This window comes from Sulfurimonas sp. (assembly GCF_026196735.1).
In the GTDB taxonomy this organism is placed as follows: domain Bacteria; phylum Campylobacterota; class Campylobacteria; order Campylobacterales; family Sulfurimonadaceae; genus Sulfurimonas.
Window position 1 is genome coordinate 122,786 of sequence record NZ_JAPHUF010000010.1, and the last position, 23,856, is coordinate 146,641.

23 protein-coding genes are annotated in these 23,856 nt (G+C 33.8%); 11 read left to right on the forward strand and 12 right to left on the reverse strand.

The genetic code is table 11. The features are described 5' to 3' along the window. Positions 1–76: 76 nt before the first annotated feature. The 7 genes from mreC to OQK60_RS06140 form a co-directional block, all read right to left on the reverse strand. A complete protein-coding gene (gene mreC / locus OQK60_RS06110) occupies positions 77–838 on the reverse strand; it encodes a rod shape-determining protein MreC (RefSeq protein ID WP_297685208.1) in 762 nt (253 codons plus the stop codon). Further along, positions 831–1,868 (reverse strand): rod shape-determining protein, encoded by a 1,038-nt coding sequence (locus OQK60_RS06115; protein ID WP_297685158.1) that lies wholly within the window; start codon positions 1,866–1,868, stop codon positions 831–833. Before OQK60_RS06115 ends, mreC begins: the two co-directional genes overlap by 8 nt. Before the next feature lie 10 nt (positions 1,869–1,878). Beyond that, positions 1,879–3,123 (reverse strand): ATP-dependent Clp protease ATP-binding subunit ClpX, encoded by a 1,245-nt coding sequence (gene clpX / locus OQK60_RS06120; protein ID WP_297685160.1) that lies wholly within the window; start codon positions 3,121–3,123, stop codon positions 1,879–1,881. After that, positions 3,120–3,905, reverse strand: coding sequence for an acyl-ACP--UDP-N-acetylglucosamine O-acyltransferase (lpxA, locus tag OQK60_RS06125; RefSeq protein ID WP_297685162.1), 786 nt, complete (start codon positions 3,903–3,905; stop codon positions 3,120–3,122). Before lpxA ends, clpX begins: the two co-directional genes overlap by 4 nt. Next, the gene (gene fabZ / locus OQK60_RS06130; protein ID WP_297685164.1) at positions 3,905–4,354 is read right to left on the reverse strand and encodes a 3-hydroxyacyl-ACP dehydratase FabZ; all 450 of its coding nucleotides are present in this window, start codon (positions 4,352–4,354) and stop codon (positions 3,905–3,907) included. The genes lpxA and fabZ overlap by 1 nt, the downstream gene beginning before the upstream one ends. Before the next feature lie 47 nt (positions 4,355–4,401). Further along, the gene (locus OQK60_RS06135) at positions 4,402–5,484 is read right to left on the reverse strand and encodes an epoxyqueuosine reductase QueH (protein ID WP_297685166.1); all 1,083 of its coding nucleotides are present in this window, start codon (positions 5,482–5,484) and stop codon (positions 4,402–4,404) included. Positions 5,485–5,566: 82 nt separating this feature from the next. Then, entirely contained in the window at positions 5,567–6,070 is a 504-nt protein-coding gene (locus OQK60_RS06140) for a peptidylprolyl isomerase (RefSeq protein ID WP_297685168.1), read from the reverse strand. 121 nt (positions 6,071–6,191) lie between these two features. Between OQK60_RS06140 and OQK60_RS06145 the strand changes: the two genes are divergently transcribed. The 10 genes from OQK60_RS06145 to acs all read left to right on the forward strand — a co-directional run bounded on the left by OQK60_RS06145 (position 6,192) and on the right by acs (position 18,802). After that, a complete protein-coding gene (locus OQK60_RS06145; RefSeq protein WP_297685170.1) occupies positions 6,192–7,658 on the forward strand; it encodes a DUF3365 domain-containing protein in 1,467 nt (488 codons plus the stop codon). Then, positions 7,648–8,904, forward strand: a complete 1,257-nt coding sequence (locus tag OQK60_RS06150) for a response regulator (protein ID WP_297685171.1) — start codon at positions 7,648–7,650, stop codon at positions 8,902–8,904. The genes OQK60_RS06145 and OQK60_RS06150 overlap by 11 nt, the downstream gene beginning before the upstream one ends. 34 nt (positions 8,905–8,938) lie before the next feature. Then, positions 8,939–10,156, forward strand: coding sequence for a HAMP domain-containing sensor histidine kinase (locus tag OQK60_RS06155; protein ID WP_297685172.1), 1,218 nt, complete (start codon positions 8,939–8,941; stop codon positions 10,154–10,156). Further along, positions 10,156–10,812 carry a response regulator transcription factor gene (locus OQK60_RS06160; protein ID WP_297685174.1) on the forward strand — a complete coding sequence of 219 codons (657 nt, stop codon included), beginning with the start codon at positions 10,156–10,158 and terminating at the stop codon, positions 10,810–10,812. The genes OQK60_RS06155 and OQK60_RS06160 overlap by 1 nt, the downstream gene beginning before the upstream one ends. A 128-nt stretch (positions 10,813–10,940) precedes the next feature. Beyond that, positions 10,941–12,287 carry an OprD family outer membrane porin gene (locus tag OQK60_RS06165; RefSeq protein WP_297685176.1) on the forward strand — a complete coding sequence of 449 codons (1,347 nt, stop codon included), beginning with the start codon at positions 10,941–10,943 and terminating at the stop codon, positions 12,285–12,287. An 11-nt stretch (positions 12,288–12,298) separates the two neighbouring features. Beyond that, a complete protein-coding gene (locus OQK60_RS06170; protein WP_297685178.1) occupies positions 12,299–12,613 on the forward strand; it encodes a DUF485 domain-containing protein in 315 nt (104 codons plus the stop codon). Beyond that, complete coding sequence (locus OQK60_RS06175) at positions 12,614–14,278, forward strand: cation acetate symporter (RefSeq protein WP_297685180.1); 1,665 nt, start codon at positions 12,614–12,616, stop codon at positions 14,276–14,278. Positions 14,279–14,420: 142 nt separating this feature from the next. Further along, positions 14,421–16,235: a putative nucleotidyltransferase substrate binding domain-containing protein gene (locus tag OQK60_RS06180; RefSeq protein WP_297685182.1), complete on the forward strand. Its 1,815-nt coding sequence runs from the start codon at positions 14,421–14,423 to the stop codon at positions 16,233–16,235. Then, positions 16,235–16,852, forward strand: coding sequence for a 3'-5' exonuclease (locus OQK60_RS06185; RefSeq protein ID WP_297685184.1), 618 nt, complete (start codon positions 16,235–16,237; stop codon positions 16,850–16,852). The genes OQK60_RS06180 and OQK60_RS06185 overlap by 1 nt, the downstream gene beginning before the upstream one ends. Further along, on the forward strand, positions 16,853–18,802 hold the full coding sequence (acs, locus tag OQK60_RS06190; RefSeq protein WP_297685186.1) for an acetate--CoA ligase: 1,950 nt from the start codon (positions 16,853–16,855) through the stop codon (positions 18,800–18,802). Positions 18,803–18,825: 23 nt separating this feature from the next. On the opposite strand, the gene mgtE is transcribed toward acs, so the two are convergent. Genes mgtE through OQK60_RS06210 form a run of 4 tightly spaced genes read right to left on the reverse strand, consistent with a single transcriptional unit; the run spans position 18,826 to position 22,257 of the window. Further along, positions 18,826–20,187 (reverse strand): magnesium transporter, encoded by a 1,362-nt coding sequence (gene mgtE, locus OQK60_RS06195; RefSeq protein ID WP_297685188.1) that lies wholly within the window; start codon positions 20,185–20,187, stop codon positions 18,826–18,828. Positions 20,188–20,199: 12 nt separating this feature from the next. Continuing rightward, positions 20,200–20,850 carry a hypothetical protein gene (locus OQK60_RS06200; protein WP_297685190.1) on the reverse strand — a complete coding sequence of 217 codons (651 nt, stop codon included), beginning with the start codon at positions 20,848–20,850 and terminating at the stop codon, positions 20,200–20,202. Then, entirely contained in the window at positions 20,819–21,280 is a 462-nt protein-coding gene (locus tag OQK60_RS06205) for an N-acetyltransferase (protein ID WP_297685192.1), read from the reverse strand. The genes OQK60_RS06200 and OQK60_RS06205 overlap by 32 nt, the downstream gene beginning before the upstream one ends. Next, positions 21,277–22,257: a phosphatidylglycerol lysyltransferase domain-containing protein gene (locus OQK60_RS06210; RefSeq protein WP_297685194.1), complete on the reverse strand. Its 981-nt coding sequence runs from the start codon at positions 22,255–22,257 to the stop codon at positions 21,277–21,279. Before OQK60_RS06210 ends, OQK60_RS06205 begins: the two co-directional genes overlap by 4 nt. Before the next feature lie 200 nt (positions 22,258–22,457). Here OQK60_RS06210 and pyrF point away from each other — a divergent pair, with 200 nt between their 5' ends. Further along, entirely contained in the window at positions 22,458–23,141 is a 684-nt protein-coding gene (pyrF, locus tag OQK60_RS06215; RefSeq protein ID WP_297685196.1) for an orotidine-5'-phosphate decarboxylase, read from the forward strand. On the opposite strand, the gene OQK60_RS06220 is transcribed toward pyrF, so the two are convergent. Further along, on the reverse strand, positions 23,138–23,761 hold the full coding sequence (locus OQK60_RS06220; protein WP_297685198.1) for a transglutaminase-like cysteine peptidase: 624 nt from the start codon (positions 23,759–23,761) through the stop codon (positions 23,138–23,140). The two genes, pyrF and OQK60_RS06220, sit on opposite strands and share 4 nt — an antisense overlap. Between the last annotated feature and the right edge of the window lie 95 nt (positions 23,762–23,856).

The window sequence follows — 23,856 nt, forward strand, 5'->3', positions numbered from 1 at the left end:
CCTTTAATATTTGTACATAAAAAAATTTGTTTATTATAGGCAAAAAGCACTTAAGATTTGATGAGTTTTGTTAGCTTTACTTAACTTTTTTTATCATATGAAAATAGTTTGGGTCATTGGCTTTGTAGTATGGCTCTATAACAGCATTTTGGTAACCTTGAGATTTTGTAACAGATATTACGGTTCCAACTTTTAGCCCCTTGAAAAAAATCTCATCTAAACCAGAAGTTGTAACTTCATCTCCCTTTTTTATAGAAAACCATGCCGGAATAAACTTAACAACTAAGTTTTTTGCACTGTTGCCATGAGCGATTCCAGGTGCTTTTGAATCACCAATATAAACAGCGTACGAACTCTTTATATCTCTGTTTAAAAGGCCTAAAGCTCTTCCATTTTCTGAGACAACAATTCCTGCTACTAACTCTTTATATGTAAGGCCATATACCCTAGATGAATTATAATCAGGCACTTCTAGCCAGATTCTATTTAAATCTGCAAATTTTTGATAAGAAATAGTTCTTACAAGTTCTACTTTTGGATCTGTCTTAATACTCGAATGATTCTCTTGAAATAAGTCATTAATCTCAGAAGCAAGTTGTTGCATTACAAGATGGTTGTTTTCATATTTTTGAAGTTTTTCTTCTAGTTCTGCTATATGCTTTGCTTGAAAAAAGTGTTTATCGATAGTTTTTTGTATGAATTCTGTGCTATCGTGGTAGTTTATTTTAATGCTATTAAGTATAGAAATAAATGGTGATTGTATTATATTTGTATAATACAGTGCACTCACGAGGAGCGCAATAAAAATAAATAAAAAGCTAAACAGCCCCTTAGTCATTGTCAAAAAGTTCTTGTAGTAGGTCTATCTCTTCTAGTGCACGGCCAGTTCCGCGAGCAACAGCAAGCAGAGGCTCATCAGCAACATATACAGGAATTTTTACAATATCAGATAAATATTTATCAAGTTGACGGATTAGAGCTCCACCACCAGTTAATATAATACCATGGTTTACTATGTCTCCTGCTAAATCCGGAGGCATCTGCTCTAGTACATCACGAAGAGCCTCTCCAATTTCTTTAAGAGGGTCTCTCATCGCTTCTCTAGCATCTTCACTTGTCAATTCAACAGAACTCAAAAGTCCTTCTACTTGGTCTCTACCGTTTATTACCATTACTAGTTCTTCATCGAGTGTAACAGCAGTACCTATAGTTATTTTAATCTCTTCAGCAACTCTCTCACCGATAAGTAAGTTGTATTTTTTTCTAACATAGTTGATTATGCCTTGGTCTATCTTATCTCCGGCAGTACGGATTGATTTTGAAAGTACAAGACCACCTAGTGAAACAACACCAATTTCAGTTGTACCACCACCAATATCAACTACTAAATTTCCTTGTGGTTCTCTTATTTCTACACCTGCACCAATTGCCGCTGCCATAGGTTCTTCAATAAGAAAAACCTCTCTTGCACCTGCACTCAAAGCTGATTCACGAACGGCTTTGCGTTCAACTTGAGTAAGACCATAAGGAACACAGATAATAATTCTTGGACTGATAAGGCTGCTTCTGCCGTGCGCTTTTTCTATGAACTTTCTAATCATTTTCTCAGTCATGTCAAAGTCAGCGATAACTCCATCACGCATAGGTCTAATTGCTTTGATATTTCCCGGAGTTTTACCAACCATATCTTTTGCTTCTTGCCCAACCGCTAAAACTCTTTGTTGTCCATATTTTTCTGTTTTAACTGCAACCACAGAAGGCTCATTAATGATGATACCTCTACCTTTTGCGATAACAATCGTATTCGCTGTTCCTAAATCTATTGATAAATCGTTTGAAAAAAGACCAACTAGTTTATTAAATATCATTTATACTGCCTTATGCTATTTGTTTTGTTTGTTTTTTGATGTAAACAGGAGCTTCACCATCGTCAATTACGGCTTTTGTTATTAAAACTTCGTATCCGCTATATTCTGGGAGCTCATACATGATATCTATCATATTTTCTTCTAAAATTGCACGAAGACCGCGAGCACCAGTTTTTCTTTTTATAGATTTCTTTGCAATAGCTCTTAGTGCATCATCTTCAAAGTTAAGTTCTACATTGTCAATTGAAAAAAGTTTTTTATATTGTTTGATAACAGAGTTTTTAGGCTCAGTTAAAATACGAACCATGTCATCTTCTGTTATTTCATTTAAAGATGCGATAATAGGGAGACGACCAACAAGCTCAGGAATGAGACCATAACTAACCAAGTCATCAGGCTCAACCATAGCGTAAGTAGTTTTTTGCTCATCTTTACTTTTTTTCTCTTGACCAAAGCCTAAAACATTCTCACCCTGTTTTTTCTTCATAATCTCATCAAGACCATCAAACGCACCACCGCAAATAAATAGTATTCCAGTAGTATCAATCTGAGTAAATTCTTGATTTGGATGCTTTCTTCCGCCCTTTGGAGGGATGTTAACCATCGCACCTTCGATAATTTTTAAAAGTGCCTGTTGAACACCTTCTCCGGAAACATCACGAGTTATAGAGCGGTTTTCACTCATACGAGATATTTTATCTACTTCATCGATAAAAACGATTCCTTGTTGAGCTTTTTCAACATCACCATCTGCAGCTTGAATAAGTTTAGTCAGAATGTTTTCAACATCTTCACCAACATATCCGGCTTCTGTCAGGCTTGTTGCATCAGCAATTGCAATAGGAACATTTAAAACTCTTGCAATAGTTTGCGCCATAAGAGTCTTTCCGCTTCCAGTAGGTCCAATCAGAAGTACATTAGATTTTGTGATTTCTGTATCGTCATCAGTTACTGCATCAGTTTTAAAGATTCTTTTGTAATGGTTATAAACTGCTACACTTACGAGTTTTCTAGCTCGCTCTTGACCAATAACATAGTCACCTAGAAAGTTATTTAACTCTTTGGGAGTCATCAACTTTATAACTGCATCAACTAAGTCATTATCTTCAGCAGATGCCGATTCAGAGTCATCACCGAACATAATCTTATATGCGGAAATTACACAGTTTTTACATATGTAGACTCCATTTCCGGCTATCAGCGGGTTTTCATCGCTCTCAGGAGCATCACAAAAACTACAAGTTCTATGAATCATATATTTTTCCTCTCATAAGGGATACCCCTTTTAGTTTTTAGTATAAAGTGACAAAGGTCATGAACATGATGATTGTTACTGCTTTCAAGAAGTTCATTTGCAACATCTTTTAAAGGTTTTCCATTTTCAAATAGCTCTCTGTATGCTGATTTGATTTCATCTATATCTTCTCGTGAAAGATTTCTTCTGAGTCCTGTTAAGTTAAGGCCTCTAAGTGTTGCTCGATTTCCCTCAGCCATGCAAAACGGAGGAACATCTTGAGCTAAAGCAGATGCACCTGCAACCATCGCATAATCACCAATGTGTACAAACTGATGTATTGGAGTCATTCCGCCAATTACAGCGTAATCTCCCATTTCAACATGTCCTGCTAGTGTTGCAGCATTAGCCAAAATACAGTGATTGCCTATAATTACATCATGACCGATATGAACATAACCCATAAAAAGATTATGTGAGCCGATGATAGTCTTGCCGCCACCGCCTTTTGTTCCTGGATTAAAAAGTGTAAATTCTCTGATTTTGTTGTTATCGCCTATGATAAGTTCAACATCTTCGCCTGCAAATTTTAAATCTTGTGGGACAGAACCGATAACAGCATGTGAAAATATATGGTTGTTTTTACCGATAGTTGTTTTGCCATAGATTGAGGTATTTTGGTCTATCTTGGTTCCATCGCCAATAGTAGCTTGCGCAGAGATAAGACAGTAAGGTCCTATTTCAACATCTTTACCTATAATTGCACCATCTTCAATGATGGCTAGTGGAGAAATCTTACTCATTATTTATCAACAATCATAGCTTTTAATTCAGCTTGTGAAACTAAAGCATCATCAACATAAGCTTTTCCGTCAAGCATCCAGATGGCACCTTTGTTTTTGATAACACTTATGCGATACTCTAGCTTGTCTCCTGGTTTAACAGGAGCGCGAAATTTTGCTTTGTCAATACTCATAAAATATACAACTTTTGAAGCGGCTTCTTCTTCAGTCATATCACCCATGCTTTTAAATGCCAAGATTCCGCCGGCTTGAGCCATTCCTTCTAAAATCATAACACCAGGGTAAATCGGGTGACCGGGAAAGTGACCCTGAAATACATTATCTCCGATAGTTACATTTTTATAGCCGATTAAAGATTCATTTTCTTTGATATCAGTAACTCTGTCTAAAAGTAAAAAAGGGTAACGGTGAGGTATAATTTTTTGAATTTCAACAACATCCATAGTCATAAGCAGAAGCCTTTATAATAATTTTGGTTATTTTACCTAAAAAAAGATTATATAATGATTAGTTTTTCTCTGACATCTTCATAAGTTTTTGCATTAAGTTCTACTGTGAGCTTTGTAAGCGGAATTTCATCAACGATTACAATTGGGCTTAAATCATAATTTGTACATGTCATAGTGTTTCTAAAGTTTAGCTCTTCTTCAATAGTTGGTGGATTGAAAATAAGTTCATTTATAGTTTTATAATCAGTTTTACATGTAGAGTTGAAAAATTTTAAAGTTACAAATTTTATCTCTTCTCGGTTGAAATAATAAATGTTTTTATCTTCAAATTCAATTCGACCTTGTGCTTTACCTCTTGGCAAGCTTGAATATGAAAGTGCATAAGCAGGAATAACTTCTTTTTTACCTTTGATAAGTTTAAAGTTAAATTGACGATAATTTAAAAATTTCTGCTTAATGATTCTATACTCTATATTTTTATCTTCAAGTTCCATACGATACTTGTACATGTCAAGCCTCTCTTCAATAGAAGCAGGGAGGATTTGATTTGAGATTGGAGAGAACATCTCGTCCATAAGACGCTCTTGCTGTTCTCTTTGCATAGTTAGTCCGAAGATACATCCGCAGTAGTCTTGGCGGTAGAGCTGCTCCTCTTTTGTCACACGGCTCTGGTCTTGTGTACCGCCACCGGCTCTATAATCAACAGCAATAAATTCTACTCCATATTTTTCATGAAAAATATCGCCGCTGCGTTTGAGCTGTTCTTGTGATTTTAGAGGGCTTACAAGCAGAGTTGTAGTCACCTTTTTCTCGCCAAGTTCTAAAGCTTTTTTTGCACTGACTTCAAAGCGTTTGTCAAAGCATACTTCGCATCTTGCGCCCTTTTCAGGTTCATTTTCCAAACCTTTTACCGCTTGCATCCAAGCTTCAAAATCATATGGACCTTCAAGTAAATCAATACCGAGTTTTTTACATGAGCGTTCAACATCAAGATAGCGAAGCTGATACTCTGAATATGGGTGTATATTTGGGTCGTAGAAGAAGCCTGTTAGCTTCTCCTCGGGAAAGTCCTGTTGCAGCTTTTGTAAAAAAAAGTGGCTATCGACGCTACAACAGATGTGTACTAGCATAATGTCTCCTTATAAAGCAGCAAAGCTACTTTATAATTGCTCTCACTAAAGCTACAACCATCGGTGAGATGTTTTTCATAAATTAACGAGTTTCTAAAACTTCGATAGAGTTGATTGCATCTTCACCAACTATTGAGTCAAGAACTGCAAAGCTATCCGCATCATCTTCTTCTATCGCACCAAAAACTGTGTGAACACCATCTAAATGTGGAGTAGCAACAAAAGTTATGAAAAATTGACTTCCGCCAGTGTTTGGTCCGGCGTGAGCCATTGAAAGAGTTCCTCTTCTATGAACAGAAGTGTTAGCGGAAGTCTCACAAGGGATAGCCCAGTCAGGTCCGCCTGTACCGGTTCCGGTAGGACAACCGCCCTGAGCCATAAATCCAGGAATTACACGATGAAAATTAAGGTCGTTGTAAAAACCTGTATTTGCCAAATGAGCAAAGTTTGCTACTGTGTTTGGAGCTTCCTCAGGATATAATTTTATCCAAATATCACCTTTGGCAGTTGATACTTTTGCCCATTGCAGCTTAGCTAACTCATCAGCACTTAAATCGTATGTTTTTAACTCAGTTCTTCCAAACATTGTTTTGTCCTTATAGGTATTTTTTGAAATTATAGTGTAAATTTATCAATTTTTATAAACAAGATATATAGATTAGAATAATATGTGTTAGTATTACTATTAAGATTTTTTAGGAGTATTTATGTTAAATCACTTACTCAATAGATTGAAATTAATTTTAATTGTTCCTTTTTTCGTTGGTAGTACAATTTTTTATTTTGTTTTAGAAGATTACCACGAGACAGAAACATTTGATTTTATACAAGACAATGTAGCCATGTTCGAAGCTATGCAAGAGTATGTCGGTAAGTATCAAAAAACAACCATTAAGAGTCTTGTCGAAGATGGTAAATTATCAAAAGATTATTTTGACCCGACTCTAATGTCCTCAACCTTTATAATATCAAAAATCAATGAGATTTTTCATGATAAGCATAAAAAAAATTCTGCTCATATTCATGAAAAGCTCAACTTTAAGTTTCCAAGTGATAATCCTACAAATCCTGCAAACAAAGCAGATGCATTTGAGTCTGAAATACTAAAAAAATTTAACAACTCTGATATAACTTCATACTCACAAAAAATTGAACGAAATGGTAAAAAACTACTCTTTGTCGCGCTTCCCGTAATGAAAAATACTAAAGCCTGTATGCAGTGTCACGGCGATCCAAAAGATGCACCAAAAGAAATGATTGAGATGTATGGAGATAAAAACGGGTTTAATGAAGAAATCGGACAAATTCGCGCAATAAATGCAGTGTATTCTACAATTGACTCTGATGACAAGATGTGGAACTTTTTTTTGATGGTAGAGTTTATGATGTTGATAATCTTTTTTATCATATATCTAGTAGTAAGATATTTTCTAGTTCAGTTAACTGAAAAAGATAAGTTTATTGCTAAGCAGTCTAAATTTGCCGCAATGGGAGAGATGATAGGTATGATAGCCCATCAATGGAGACAGCCGCTAACAGGTATGAGTATAACAACCAATAATCTGCTTTTAGATATTGAACTTCAAGATATTGATGACAAAAGGCTCAAAGATAATTTAGAAGTTGTTAATAAACAAATTTCATATCTCTCAGAAACAATAGATGATTTCAAAAACTTCTTTAGACCGGACAATAAACCTGAAAGAGTCAATATAGCTCAGGTAGTAAAAGACTCGTGTATGCTTATTGATAGTTCTATTAAAAGTAACGCAATAGAGATAAAACTGAGCATAAGTGATGATTTGACAATTTTAACTCAGAGAAATGATGTTGTGCAGATTATCCTAAATCTTATAAAAAATTCTATTGATGCATATATAGAAAACAAAATAGAGGACAATAAAATAATCGAAATCACCGCAGTTGACAACCCTAAAAGGATTGAGTTATTCATTAAAGATTATGCAGGCGGAATACCAAAAGACACAATAGAAAAGATATTTGACCCATATTTTAGTACAAAAGACAACAAAAACGGTACAGGGCTCGGTCTTTACATGTCTAAAATGATTGTTGAAGATCATCTTTGCGGATATTTAGATGTTCAAAGTAAAGATGCTTCGACTACATTTAAAATAGTATTAATTAAAAAGGATGTTATAGATGGATATTAATATAGTAAAATTGAAAAAATATGCTTCAGTATGTTCAGTACTCTATGTTGAAGATGATGAGCTGATTCGCTCACAGACTGCAAGTTTTTTAGGTCGTTTTTTCCCTGATGTTGTTGTAGCAGAAGATGGAGCGATAGGACTTGCCAAATACAAAGAGAGAAGTTTTGATGTTGTAATCACCGACATCAATATGCCAAATATGAACGGCATAGAGATGATAGAGGCAATAAAAGGGATAAAATACGAACAGATAGTGTTGGTTACATCTGCATACAATGACAGCGAATATCTTATGAAACTTATCAACTTAAATGTTATGCGTTTTGTACTTAAGCCTTTTAACAACAAACAGTTTTTATATGTACTGTATAAGATTGCTGAAGAGTTGACTTTTACTAAAGAGCAGGCAAAACTTCAAGATGAGATTGCTTACATTTCAAAAAGAGCTCAGCTTATTGTTGATCAGGCAAATATAGGAATAATTGTAATAAAAGACAATAAACTTGATATGGCAAACAAGGCCTTTTTGGATATCGGCGGTTTTGACACTTTTGACACATTAGTGTTGGAAATGCCTGAAATCGGAGTTTTATTTGAAGAAGCATCTCACTGTATAAATGCCGAAAGTAACAGTGATTTAATAGAACAGTTAAAAACATTGGGTGATGAAGATAGAAAAGTAAGGATAATGAAAGACGCAAAAACAATCGAGTATCAAGTTACTTTAACTAAAATAGAAGATGAAGAGAGTTATATACTGACATTTACTGATATTACGGCCATTCATAATGCTTTGTTTATGGAAGAACATACAAAGCTGCCAGCTAAAAGATTTACACTGGAAAAGATTGAGATTTTAAAACAAAAAGCAAGTAGTTTAAATGTAATTATCATGAGTGTAAATCACTTTGATACTGTTGAAAAATGGTATGGCAAGCAAGATGCTATAGAGGTGGAAACTGCATTTGCTAATGCTATAAAAAGCATTAGAGACTTAATTATGCCGGATGCATTTATTGGGTATTTTGAAAAAAATCAAATAATAATTATCCCAAGTAACAATTTTAATAGATTTTATGAAAAACTAAAAAATATAAACATGTCTGCATTAAATGTGGTGAAAAAACATGCCGGTTCTGATATGGAACTTGAGTTGTCTACAAAGATTAAACTTGAAAATTTAGATACAAACAAAGAAATCAATCAAATAGAAGTTGATTTGATTAATGCTTTTGATATGATGTAAAGTTGATAAAAATATACTATGGCATAACATCTCTATGAAAATAAAGTATTTGTTTCAAAATATAACCATAAAACAGGCAAATGTTTTTACTATAACGGTTATATTTTTGTTTTCAATGGTCTTTGTTGGGCTTCTTGTAGAGGAGATATATGAAGATTATGAACAATCTCTTGAGCAGAGTTATATTACAGATAGTAAAGTTAGCCCCGATAATGAAGTTTTAAAGCAAAAACAGCAAAAATTAAAAGCACTTTTAATAAAAACTGCTTTAGTGATTGTCACGCTCTCTTTTATACTTTTTGCGGTGTTTTTAGGGCTAAACAATCTTTTTAATAAGCTTTTACAAAGAGATATGCAGACATTTTTGGATTTTTTTGAACACTCAGTCCATCATGATCAGGTTATAAATCCAAAACTTATATTTTTTAAAGATTTAAAGATTATGGTCGGGTATGCAAATGATATGGTCACTAAGATTAATGAGCAAAAACACACGCTTAAAGAATTAAATCTGGGGCTTGAAGAGAGGGTTAAAAACAAAACAGCAGCTTTGTTGCAGATAAATGAAAATTTAGAGCAAGAAAAAACATTTTCACAAAATCTACTAAAATCACAAAAGGAATTTTTGAGATATACGGTGCATGAGACGAACACTCCTCTTAGTGTAATATTGACAAGTATAGAACTATACTTAATGAATAATCCAAAAGATAGACAGCTCTCTAAAATAGAAGCCGCTGTTAAAAACATATTTAGTATATATGACGATTTGAGTTATCTGGTAAAAAAAGATCAGATTGAGTATCCAAAACTTGTAATTAACCTTAACAATTATCTCTCTAGTAGGATAGATTTTTTTACAGAAGTAGCCCATATGTCTCGAATAAAGTTCAATTACATACAAACAAATGAAGATATACATGTATACTTCAATGAGACAAAACTTCAAAGAATAATAGACAATACAATAACAAATGCAATCAAATATACTATGCCTGATGAAGAGGTACATGTAAGAATAAAACAAGTCGGTGCTTTTGTGGAGTTTAGCGTGGGAAGCAGGTCTAAAATTATAAAAGACACAGACAAGGTTTTTGATGCATATTATAGAGAAGAAGAGAGTCGTGATGGTTTTGGCTTAGGTTTAAAACTTGTAAGAAGTATTTGCGAGGAAGAGGGTGTTGATATAGAGGTCAATTCTAGCGATACTTTAACAACTTTTACATATAAGTTTAAAATGATTGGAGAATAATGAAAATACTTTTACTTGAAGATGAAGTAATGCTTAATGAATCTATATGTGAATACTTGGACTCTCAAGGCCATCAGGTTGATTCATATTTTGATGGATTACAAGCGTATGAAAGTATAAAAAACAACTCTTATGATTTGCTGATTTTAGATATAAATGTTCCTGGAATGGACGGGCTTAGTTTTTTAGAAAATATTCATGGTTTAAAGATACATGTACCAACCATATATATAAGTGCTTTAGTAGATATAGAAGAGATATCCCGTGCCTATGATTTGGGATGCTATGACTATTTGAAAAAGCCGTTTCATTTAAAAGAACTCTCTTTAAGAGTCAATAGAATTAAACTCTCAAACGAAACACCAAGGATTCATCTAAGACTTTCTAAAAACTACAGTTACGACCAAGAACATAGCACACTTTTGTTTAATCATGAACCCCAGACTTTGACAAAAAAGCAATCACAGATTATAGATTTGTTAGCTAGAAACAGGAGTATGGTGGTTGACTTTGAAGACTTTAGAATCTATGTCTGGGATGAACAGATTATAGATAATGCCACCATAAGAACTGAAATGAACAGATTGAAAAAAGTTTTAAAAGAAGATCTAATCATTAATGTTAGAGGAATGGGGTACATGATAGATAAGCCATAAGCCTGCGTTACTTTTCTTCACACTTTTAAATCTCAATAAATTAAAACAGCCTCTTTTTGCCTTTGCTATGTTCATGCTATTTTCTTATTTTAGCATTGGAATGTTTAAAATGTAAAGAGGGAAGATAGATGAGAAAAAGACTACTAAATAGTCTAATCATAACATTGCTTATGAAAACAGTCGGTGTTAATGCAGCTGATGATTTAAGTTCAATGTTTAGTGAGGGCAAGCTTAGCGGACAGATTAGAGAGTTCAGCATAGTAAGAACTTATAAAAAATCAACCAGCCAAGATGATAGCCGCTCAGCAAATGCTGTAGGCGGTTATCTAAAATATGAAACAGCGGACTTTAAAGGTTTAAGTCTGGGAGCTGCGTTTTATACAACAAACGGGTTTTTAAATGATAGCCCAAAAACTAACTACTCCAAAGTAGATCCTACTCTTTTAGGTAAAGATAATGAATCATACTCAATTTTAGGTGAAGTATATCTAGAGTTCAAGTTTGATAATACAGCATTTAAAGGCGGTCGCCAAAAATTAAACACACCAATGGCTTCAGCAGATGATGCAAGAATGTTGCCCAATCTGTTTGAAGCATATGTTTTAAGTAATACGGACATAGCTGATACAACATTGGTAGCAGGGCATGTCAGTAAATTTGCTCAAGGTACATTTGGACGAGTTTATGATGGTGGAATCTTGTCAGCTACATCTGGTTACTCTCCAGTAGATTCTAGAGATCAAGTAGGTGGGTTTGAAAATATAGGCACATATACGGTTGGAGAATCAACTGATGGCATTTCTTTGGCATCAGTTACCTACACAGGTATTGAAGGTCTTAAGCTTCAGCTTTGGGATTATTATGCGCACGACATTTTAAATGCTATCTATGCTCAGGCTGATTATAAAATGGATATAAAATCAGCTATGGCATTTTTATCTGTGCAATTTATTAAAGAAAATGATGTCGGTAAAAGTCTTATAAAAAATATAGGAGGAGATGGTAAAATTGACAGTGATTATTGGGCTATTAAGCTTGGTGCAAAAGTTCAAAACCTGAGTGCTTATGTTGCTTACTCGCAAACATCCAAAAATGATGCAGGTGATGCAAGTTATGCAAATGCTATTGTTAGTCCATGGGGCGGAATGCCGGCGTTTACACAAGGTATGGTTACGCGACATCAGTTTTTAGCCGGTACAAAGGCTACAAAACTCGCAGCTACATATGACTTTAAAGATATGGGAGTTGACTTTAAAACAACTCTATATTACACTTCATATGACATGGATATAAATAATGGATATACATTTGATGATGCAAGTGAGATGGGTTTTGATATAATTTATCATCCAGAAATAATACAAAACTTACAAGTTCGTTTGCGTGCTAACTATGCTGATGATTTTCATGTATCAGCAGCAGATGCAACAACATCTTGGGATGAATATCGATTTATATTGAACTATAACTTTTAAAGGAAAAGAAAATGAATAAAGAACTTGTTAAAAAAATTAAAGAAAATCCGGATTATCAAAAACTAGCTTCCACAAGAAATAGTTTTGCTATAAAACTCTCCGTTACTATGCTGGCAGTCTATTTTACATTTATATTGACAATAGCATTTAACCCCTCAATACTTGGTACGCCGATATCAGAAGATTCTGTGACAACTATAGGTATTCCAATAGGTGTGGCTGTCATCATATTTGCTTTTATATTAACCGGTATCTATACAAAACGCGCCAATGGTGAATTTGATGATTTGGCAAATAAAATCAAACAATCTATAAAGGAAGACTAGATGAATAGAATATTTTTATTTTTAATACTGGGAACAATTGCAGTATTTGCATCTGGTGCCATAGAGGGTGAGATACAAAAACAAGACCTTAATATGTCTGCTATTGTAATGTTTTTAATATTTGTAGGCGGTACTTTGGGTATCACTTACTGGGCTGCAAAAAGAACAAAAAGTGCAAAAGACTTTTATACTGCAGGTGGTGGAATAACCGGTTTTCAAAATGGTATGGCAATAGCAGGTGACTACATGTCAGCCGCGTCATTTCTTGGAATTTCCGGTCTTGTTTATTTAAAGGGTTATGATGGACTGATTTATTCTATAGGTTTTTTAGTTGGTTGGCCAATTATACTTTTTATGATTGCTGAGCCACTTAGAAACTTAGGTAAGTATACATTTGCCGATGTTGCTTCTTATAGACTTCGTCAAACACCAATTAGAAGTTTAGCGGCATCTGGTTCAATCGCAACTGTTATTCTTTATCTTATCGCTCAAATGGTTGGTTCGGGTAAACTTATTGAGCTTCTGTTTGGTCTTGAGTATGAAATAGCTGTTATCTTGGTTGGTGTTTTGATGATACTTTATGTAACATTTGGTGGTATGCTTGCAACTACATGGGTTCAGATTATTAAAGCATTTTTACTACTATCAGGTGCTACATTTATGGCAGTAGCTGTTATGGCACATTATGATTTTAATTTTGGTGCACTTTTTTCACATGCAACAGAGCTTAAAGGTATTAAAATTATGAGTCCTGGCGGATTGGTTAGTGACCCAATATCTGCTATATCCTTAGCCGTAGCACTTATGTTTGGTACAGCCGGTCTTCCTCACATCCTTATGAGATTTTTTACGGTTAGTGATGCAAAAGAAGCTCGTAAATCAGTTTTTTATGCAACTGGTTTTATCGGTTATTTTTATATTTTAACTTTTATTATTGGTTTTGGCGCGATTGTCATGGTTTTTCAAAATCCTCAATATTTAGACATGGCAAAGCAAGCTATAGACGGTGGTTATCCTATTTTAGGCGGAAACAACATGGCTGCAATTCATCTTTCTCATGCAGTTGGTGGTGACTTTTTCTTAGGTTTTATTTCAGCTGTTGCATTTGCAACTATTTTAGCTGTTGTATCCGGTCTTACTTTAGCCGGTGCATCTGCAATAAGTCACGACCTTTACGCTTCAGTAATTAAAAAAGGTAAAGCTGACGGTATGGCTGAGATGAGAGTATCTAAAATTGCTACAGTTGTTCTTGGGCTTCTTGCAATAATTATGGGTATTATGTTTGAACAGCAAAATATTGCATTTGTTGTTGGTCTTGCTTTTGCTATTGCAGCATCTGCAAACTTTCCGATTTTATTTCTTTCTATGTACTGGAGTAAACTTACAACTCGCGGTGCTGTAATTGGTGGCTCCTTAGGATTAGCAACCGCTGTTATTTTAGTTGTTTTGGGCCCAATTGTATGGGTTGATATTTTAGGAAATGCAGAGGCGATTTTTCCTTATAAATATCCGGCACTGTTCTCTGTAACGGCAGCATTTATCGGTATCTGGTTTTTCTCTATTACAGACAGCTCTCATAATGCCGAGCAAGAAAGAGAAGCTTTTGAAGCTCAATATATTAGAAGTCAGACAGGTATCGGTGCTGAAGGCGCTAGTGAACACTAATTAGTCCGTAAAAGGAACTCGCCCCTTTTACTTCGCTTGCGCCGCTACTGTGTTAAAACACGATGCAGTAAAAAACTAAATTTTTTACTGTAGGCGACTAAAGACAGCCTTGAGGGCTGTTAAAATATGGAGTATGTTTTTCATGAGTATATTAGACCAGAGAAAACTTATTGAATCTATTCATCCTTTTGAACTACTAAGTTCAAGCGCTTTAGACACTCTTATGAAAAAGATAGATATCGCTTACTATCCCAAAGACACTCTTTTAATCTCGCCGAGTCTTGAATCAATTGCTTTTTATATTATTATAAAAGGTTCTGTAAAAGAACTAATAGATGATGAAGTTTACAGTGTTTTTAATGCTGGAGACAGCTTTGATGCGGATGCTCTCATCTACTCAACAACCAAAGGCAAATTTGTTGTTGATGAAGACTTGATATGCTACGAGATCAAAAAAAATGATTTTATTGATTTAATGCAAAACAAAGATGTTCAAAGTTATTTTTTACAAGATTTTGTAACAAGACACCAAAACCTAAAAGATTATGAACTTCAAAGTGAATTGTCTTCTTTTTTAATTGCAAAAGTATCTGATATTTTTCTACATGAAGCCTGCATAGTAGAACCAACACAGAGTATTTATAATGCACTAGTTGAACAACAAGATAAAAAAGCAAAAGTAATTTTAGTAAAAGAGATTGATTCTTACTCTATTGTAACTGATACTGATATACGAAAAAAAATGCTTTTAGGCAAATTCAATACAGATGATACTATTGATAAAATTGCTACAAAAAATCTCATAACTATAGATATCAATGACTTTTTATTTAATGCGCTTTTATCCATGACTCACAATGAAATAAAAAGATTAGTTGTAATGAACAAAGATAAAGTTGAAGGAATTTTAGAACAATTAGACCTTCTTAGTTACTTTGCTAACCATTCCCATCTTGTTGCAGTACAAATTGATAAAGCAAAAACAATAGATGATTTGAAAAATCTTCAAAAAGATTTTAAAAATTTAATCATTACACTTACAGCTAAAGGCGTAAAAGTAAGATATGTGACAAAACTTGTATCTGCTCTAAATCTAAAGGTTTACAAAAAAGTTTTTGACATGTGCGTGGATAAACCCTTACAAAACAAGTGTGCACTTATCGTTATGGGCAGCGAAGGCAGAGAGGAACAAACCTTTAAAACAGACCAGGATAATGCTCTCATTATTGAAGATTGCGCTGATACACAAAAGTTTGAAGAAGCAATGAGTAAATTAAACAGTTATTTGCTAGAACTTGGATTTCCTAAATGCAAAGGCAATGTAATGGTAACTAATGCTTATTGGAGAAAAGAGGTTTATGCGTATAAAAACAGTATTGACAGCTGGGCACACGATATGGGAGAAGATAGTCTTCGTAACCTAAGTATATTTTTGGATGCAAAATGCGTAGCCGGAAACTGTGCTTTATTAGATGAAGTAAATAACTACATGTACAGTCACTTTTATCAAAGAGATGATGTTTTAGCGCATATTGCAAAAGCAATTTTAAATTTCCAAACACCAATATCTATGTTTTCTTCATTTGTTACAGATAAAGAGTATAACAATAAATTAGACATAAAAAAAGGAGGTATATTTGCCATTGTTCACGGTGTTCGCACACTGTGTTTACAGTATGAAATAAAAGCAACCAATACAATTGAAAGAATAAAAGAGCTAAATAGGCAAGGTGTAATTGATAAAATATTTGCAACAGAGCTTATTGAGAGTTTTGATACATTGTCATCAATTCGTCTAAAAGCAATGCTAGAAGCAAAAGATTTAGATGAAAGTAACTATATAAATCCTAATAATTTGCAAAAAAATCAAAGGGATTTACTAAAAGATAGTTTTAAAATTATAAATAAGTTTAAAAAGTTTATGATTTTTCATTTTCATTTAAATATGGTTTCGTAATGATAGCTTCATTATTAAAAAAACTTAAAACAAGCGCTAACCATTCAAGACTTAATGATAAAAACTTTGAATTTTTGTTTGAGGAAGATACAAGTGGTGAGTATGTTGTGTTTGATACAGAAACAACAGGTTTAGATCCAAAAAAAGATGAGCTGTTGTCAATTGGGGCAGTTAAAGTTAAGGGCAATAAAATTATAATATCAGAGACTTTTGAAGTATTAATACGAAACTCTGGTAAAATAAATCCTAAGAGTATAGAGATACATCAAATTAGACCTTGTGATTTAGAAAATGCTAAGGTTATGGATTTGGCTATTAAAGAATTTTTGCATTTTATAGGCTCTAGACCCCTTGTTGGCTACTATTTAGAGTTTGATGTTGCAATGATAAATAAATACACAAAACCGATGTTGGGCATTACCTTACCAAACAAAATGATTGAAGTATCTGAAATATACTTTGATAAAAATGTTTCATTAATTCCGCAAGGAAATATTGATTTACGGTTTGATACAATCTTAAAAAAATGTGAGGTTCCTGATATGGGAGCACACAATGCTGTAAATGATGCGATTATGACAGCAATGATATATTTAAAATTAACAAAGGAAAAATAAATGTCAGATTTACATAATAGAAAAGTTTACCATCCAAATGAAGAGTTTGCAAAAAACGCAGCTATTAAAAGTATGGATGAATATAGAGCACTACAAGATGAAGCTACAAATGACTATGAAGGTTTCTGGGGCAGATTTGCAAAAGAAAAGCTTGACTGGGTTGAGCCATTTACAAATGTACTTGATGAGTCAGATTTTCCATTTGTAAAGTGGTTTGATGGCGGAAAACTAAATGTTTCATCTCAATGTATCGACCGTCATTTAGATGCTCGCGGTGATAAAACTGCTATACTTTTTGAAGGTGACAGAGGTGATGTTCAAAAAATTACTTATAAAGAACTCTCAAAAAATGTAAATAAGTTTGCAAACCTTTTAAAAGAAGACTTCGAAGTTAAAAAAGGTGACAGAGTTGTTATCTATATGCCGATGATTCCAGAAGCTGCATACGCAATGTTAGCATGTGCAAGAATCGGCGCTATTCACTCAATAGTATTTGGCGGATTTTCGGCAGAAGCACTTAAAGATAGAATTCAAGATGCAGAAGCTAAGGTTGTTATAACAGCAGATGGAGCTTACAGAAAAACTAAACCATATATGCTAAAACCTGTTGTAGATACTGCACTCGAAGGTGAAACGCCTGTTAAAAAGGTATTGGTTGTTGAGAGAAACAATGAAGAAATTAATTGGGTTGACGGAAGAGATTATTCATATCACGAACTGATTAAAAACAAATCAGATGTTTGTGCGCCAGAAGTTATGGACTCAGAAGATCCGCTTTTCTTGCTTTATACTTCAGGTTCTACTGGTAAACCAAAAGGTGTTCAACACAATAGTGCAGGGTACATTTTATGGGCTCAGATGACAATGGAGTGGGTTTTTGATGTAAAAGAAGATGATGTTTATTGGTGTACAGCTGATGTTGGCTGGATTACAGGACATACATATATAGTTTATGGACCGCTTGCAATGGGTGCTACAACCGTAATGTTTGAAGGTGTTATTACTTATCCTGATGCTGGTCGCCCTTGGAAAATGGTACAAGACCATAAAGTAAATCAGTTCTACACAGCCCCTACGGCTATTCGTGTTTTACATAAAATGGGTGAGCATGAACCTGCTAACTATGATGTGTCATCTTTAAAAGTTCTTGGAACTGTTGGTGAACCAATCGATCCTCCGGCATGGAAGTGGTACTATGAAGAGGTTGGTAATTCAAAATGTGCTATTGTTGATACATACTGGCAAACAGAAACAGGTGGACATGTTGTATCGCCACTTCCTGGTGCTACTCCTATCAAACCGGCATGTGCAACACTTCCGCTTCCTGGAATTATGGCCGAGATTATTGATGAAGAAGGAAATACTCCTGAACTCGGTGAAAAAGGACTAATGTGTATTACTCGTCCTTGGCCTGCTATGATAAGAGGCGTTTGGGGCGATAAAGAGAGATTTATCAAGTCTTACTTTGGTGATGTTAAAAAAGACGGTAAACCAGTTTACTTTACAGGTGACGGCGCTGTTTATGACAAAGATGGTTATATAACTATTACCGGTCGTACTGATGATGTTATCAATGTTTCTGGACATAGAATGGGAACAGCAGAAGTTGAAGCAGCAATCCTAAAAGATGATAATGTAGCAGAAGTAGCTGTTGTTGGTAAACCACACCCTTTAAAAGGTGAAGGTATATTTGCTTATATAGCTCTAAAATCTGAAGTATCAGATGAAGAAGCTGAGAAAAAATCTATCAATAATATTATAAAACAAGAAATAGGAAATATAGCACTCTGTGATCATATAATTTTTGTTCCTGGACTTCCAAAGACTCGTTCAGGGAAAATCATGAGAAGAATACTTCGCTCAATTGCTAAGGGTGAAGAGATTACACAAGATATTTCTACTTTGGAAGATCCAAGTATAGTTGAAAAAATTGTAGCAATGGCAAAGTAGGGTTTTCCTACTTTACCAACACATCACAGTAAGATAATTGTCGCAAGCCCAAGAAAGCTGAAAAATCCTACTATATCGGTAACGGTTGTTAAAATTACTGAAGATCCAACAGCTGGGTCTATGTCTGCTTTTTTCAAAATTAGCGGTATCATAGAACCAAAAAACCCAGCAGTTATAAGATTTATAACCATTGAAAGTGCTATTACAACACCCAAAAGAGGCATAGAAAACCATAACCAAGCTATTATGCCAATTACAAGCGCAAATATGGAACCATTCATGATAGATAAAATCACTTCTTTTTTTATAGTTTTTTTAGCGTCATCGTCACTAATGTCACCAAGTGCCATTTGACGCACCGTTACTGTTAGTGTTTGAGTTCCTGCATTTCCACCCATTGAAGCAACAATTGGCATTAGTACAGCTAGTGCCACTAGTGACTGTAAGGTTGTATCAAAGAGTCCAATTACCAAAGAAGCGGCTATGGCTGTTAGAAGATTAATGCCAAGCCAGATAGCACGGTGTTTACCAATGAGAAAAAGGCTCTCTTCTTGTTCAGCTTCATCGTTTACACCAGCAAGGTTATACAGTTGTCCGGTAGCACGCTCTTCTATGATGTCATAGATATCATCTGAGGTGATACGACCAAGAAGTTTTCCTTTTAAATCAACTACGGCGATAACGCCCATGTCATAATTTGATGCTATCTCGACAACATCATGTATGTCATCTTTTGCATTTACGGAGATGGTATTTAACCCCTCTTTTATAAGCTCTTCGTATTTGACATTTGGGCCAAGCAGTATCAAATCCTCTAACGGGATAGAACCTAAAAATTTATTTCTTCGTGTAATCACATAAACCTGATAGACACTGTCGAGTTCTTTTGCCGCTTTAAGGCGCTTTAGTCTTCTGATTGATTCACCGACTTGCTCATCAATATATGCTGAGAAAAGCTCAGTTTGCATATACGCACCAGCTTCGTAATCACCGTAAGATATAAGTGTCTCAAGATTTTCTCTGTCTTCATTAGGAAGATTTTGCAGTACCTCTTCAGCTATATCTTCATCAATCTCTTCGATATTACGAATCAATTCAGCTGCATCGTCCGTGTCAAGAGTGTTGGCAAGTTCTGCAAGCTCATTGGTACTAAAGTGTTCAACCAACTCTTCATGACACTGCTTAGGAAGTTCTATAAGGACGAGAGCTTTTAACTCTTCAGGCAGTTTTGCCAACTCTGCTAAGTATATCTTCTCATCAATATCACGCAATTCTAAAAGAAGTTCGGCAATATCGTACGGATGAAGATTTGTATCAAACCCATCTATATATTTTTGTACTCTAAGTTCAAGAGATTCAATAAGTTCTTGTGATGAGTATTTCATACTAGTTTTTCCTTATAAATTTATTTTTTCACTAAGCAGGCTTTTTTGTCGCTCTATGATAGTTTCTTCTGTCTGAACAATATTTTTAAATTTTGCATAAAGTTTGTACTCAATAAATATAACATAAATTCCAAAGATACCTAATGAATATAATATATTTTTTAATGCTATATCAAAATAGTCAAAAATCATGGCACTTACAGCTCCACCAATTATGGCAGCAGACACAATAAAAGAGCGCAACATTAAGTAATCTTTTAACTCTATCTCATTTTTCATAAAGTCTATTGTATGAATTCTTGATATCTCAAAAGTGATAGCTTGAAATGTAAATATACTTAGTATTACATATGTAAATATCACTATGTCAACTTCAATCAAAAAATAGCTACTTATCTGAATGATGTCTAGTATAATTACAAACATATATATTTTATATATTTTTACTTTTTTAAACAGTGGCTGTATCAAACCATCAGTTGCACTTATGAGCATATAAAAACTTATCATAAAAACAGGAAGATATAAACCTTCAAGTTTTGCTATATAGGGCATTAAAACCCAGTCTATATATGTGCTTAAAAATAAAACTACAAATTGAAGTTTTAAAAGTTTGCTTTTTCTTACCTCTTTATATAGTTTTGTGTAATTTTTGTAAACCATTGTATATCTCCATAAGATATGCATCGCACCCATCAAGATAAAAAGAATTTATTTTTTTTATAGTTTTAAAACCGAAATTTTCATAGAGTGCTATGGCATTGTTATTATCAACTCTTACCTCTAACACTGTTTTAAAAAACTTCATCTCATATAGTTGCTTTAGTGATTCACTTATTAATAGTTGAGCAATTTTTTTTCCTCTATGCTCTTTTTTAACACCAAGTGAGTATATTTTTGCAACTTTTCTTTTAATAAGTACTAAAATATATCCAACTATTTCACTTTGAACTCTCACAACATAGATAAGATTGTTTTGTATATGGTACCTAAGAGAACTTTTAGACAAAGGAAAGTTCTCTTTATTAAATAAACTCAGCTCAAGTTCATAAAGTTCATTTATATCTTTGATATCTGCTTTTTTTATTGTCATTTTTGGTAAATTGTGTATTTTGGTACAAGCTTAAAAGGGCGATAAGACATTTTGACTTTTTTTAAATTTTCAAATCCCATATCATCGCCAACATTTATATAAGTAACATCATAATGCTCTTTTAACATTTTTGAAAATTCTCTAAATATAAACTGCGCACATCCAAGTACTTCAAAATCAGTTTTTTCAATGATAACCGTTGCAGTATCGTTGTTGATACGCTCACCAACCGTAAAGCCTTTAAGTTCACCATTTATATAAAGAACAATTCCAATAAGATTTAGCTTAGTATAATTTTTAAGCATATGTTTAATCGCGTGTCTTTCTTGATGAATACCCTCTAAGAACACTTCAGCTTCCTCTTTTGGCATATACTTAACTCTGTCTGCAACCCATTTGTTAAAAAGGTTTACTATCTCATCATGATGTTTATGCGTATCAAGTTCTTCTACAATATGGTCTGGATATGATTTTTTAAACTTATTTATCTCAGTTCTTTTTGTATGGTAACTGTTCCCGCGAAGTTCTATTAAGGCATCTACTTGATATATATAATCAACAAGTTTTTTCTCAACAAGATAGTGTTCGAGCATCTCAAAAATATTTCCGGCTTCATCTGTTGATTGTAAAAATTCATCTATCATAGACTCTTGTACATAATCAATTCGCGCATAATATGGCGAACTGTTGTTTTCGTTCATAATCTCAAAACATTTTACAATGGCATCAGTTATGTATTTTTTCTTTCCTAGAGGTGGCAAAAGCATTGTTAACTCTCCTCCACTCATAACAAACAAACAAAAACATTTGTTTATGATTGCATAAAAACCACTGCTGTTAGCAAGCCAAATGTAATTAGCCGCAAAAGTATAGTCACTAAGGTCAACATCAAGCTTTGCAAGATATTTTTCTATTACAGGTTTAGTATCAATTGTGAAGGGCATCAGTATCTGTTCATTTACTGCCAAATTTGCCATTTAATTCCTCTTTATTTTGAAATAATTTTTGAAATAATACATCTTTTTTTTACTTTTGCATACACAACTTTTTTTAGCCTTTAAATGTGCCTATTTTAGGCTTTAAATGTATGGGTAATAATCTCTTAATTGCAACGGCTAAGGAGTAATAGTATTCAAGATGATATAATTTCGTAATTAAAATTATAAAAAGAGAAACAATGGAACTCTGTGTAGCACTTGACTTACCAACAAAAGAAGAAAATTTAGATTTGATTAATAAAATAAAAGGGTATGATGTTTGGTTAAAAGTCGGACTTCGCACCTATATAAGAGATGGTGAAGATTTTTTAAAAGATATTAAAAAAATAAACCCTGATTTTAAAATATTTTTAGACCTTAAGCTTTACGATATTCCAAATACTATGGCTGATTCTGCTGAGTCCATAATGGGACTTGGTGTTGATATGTTTAATGTCCATGCAAGTGCAGGCAAAAGAGCCATGAGCACAGTAATGGATAGGCTCAAAAAATATGAAAATCGTCCAATAGTATTGGCTGTAACTGCTTTAACTTCATTTAGTGAAGATGAGTTTAAAGCAGTTTATGAAAAAGATATATCAACAAAAGCTGACCAGTTCGCAAAAGATGCGATGAATAGTGGTTTAGATGGAGTAGTGTGTTCAGCTTATGAGAGTGAGTCGATAAAAAATATAACAACTAAAGATTTTATGACATTAACTCCCGGTATTCGTCCATTTGGTGAAGATTCAGGCGATCAGCAAAGAGTAGCGGATGTAAAGTTTGCTAAGAATGCATTGGTTGATTTCATAGTAGTCGGCCGTCCAATTTATCAGTCTCAAAACCCCGCTGAGGTAGTTAAGAAAATTTTAGAAAAAATCTAACTCTCCTTTTTTACTCTCTCGAGTAAGTCAATAAATTTTTCCGGTACTTTGTCAACTTTAATAAGCTTATTGAAGTTATCAAGTTTATAAGTTCCAGCAGGGCTTATAAATATATCTGCCTTTAGATCTTCCCTTTTTTTAAGGTCTAAAACCTTGTAACTTAGGTTATCAAGAACCAATGGTGGTTTGTCTTCTTCCTCAAAATAACTAAGTACCATATGGTATTGCCCGGTATATTTTTCAAATGCAGTAGTTATAAAAAGTTTATCTTTAGAAAATCCAAGTTTTAAAAGTGTAAAGTATTTAATAATCGCATAATCTTCACAATCACCATAACCACATGTTAAAAACTCTTTTGGAGTTTCCCAGTAATCACTTTGTTTGTTATTTAACATGTCTGTTTTGTGTGGCAGTTGATTTAAATAATGGTTAACACTGATAAGTTGATTTTGTTTAGGTAGTTTTTTAAATGAGTCTACACTTTTAGCGTAGTCAAGCACTCTGTTTTTAGTGATTATTCCAGAATGCCCTGTAAATTTTTTTAATTCATTTTTTGTAAAATTTGGGTAACTTGAAGCATATATTATAGAGTTTGTTAGCAAAAACAAAAGTAGTTTCATCTATAATCCTGGTATGTTAGTATATTTAATTTAGAATTTATCAGCAAATTTAGTTCCATTAAAGACTAAAGATTATCTATCGACATGTATAAGTA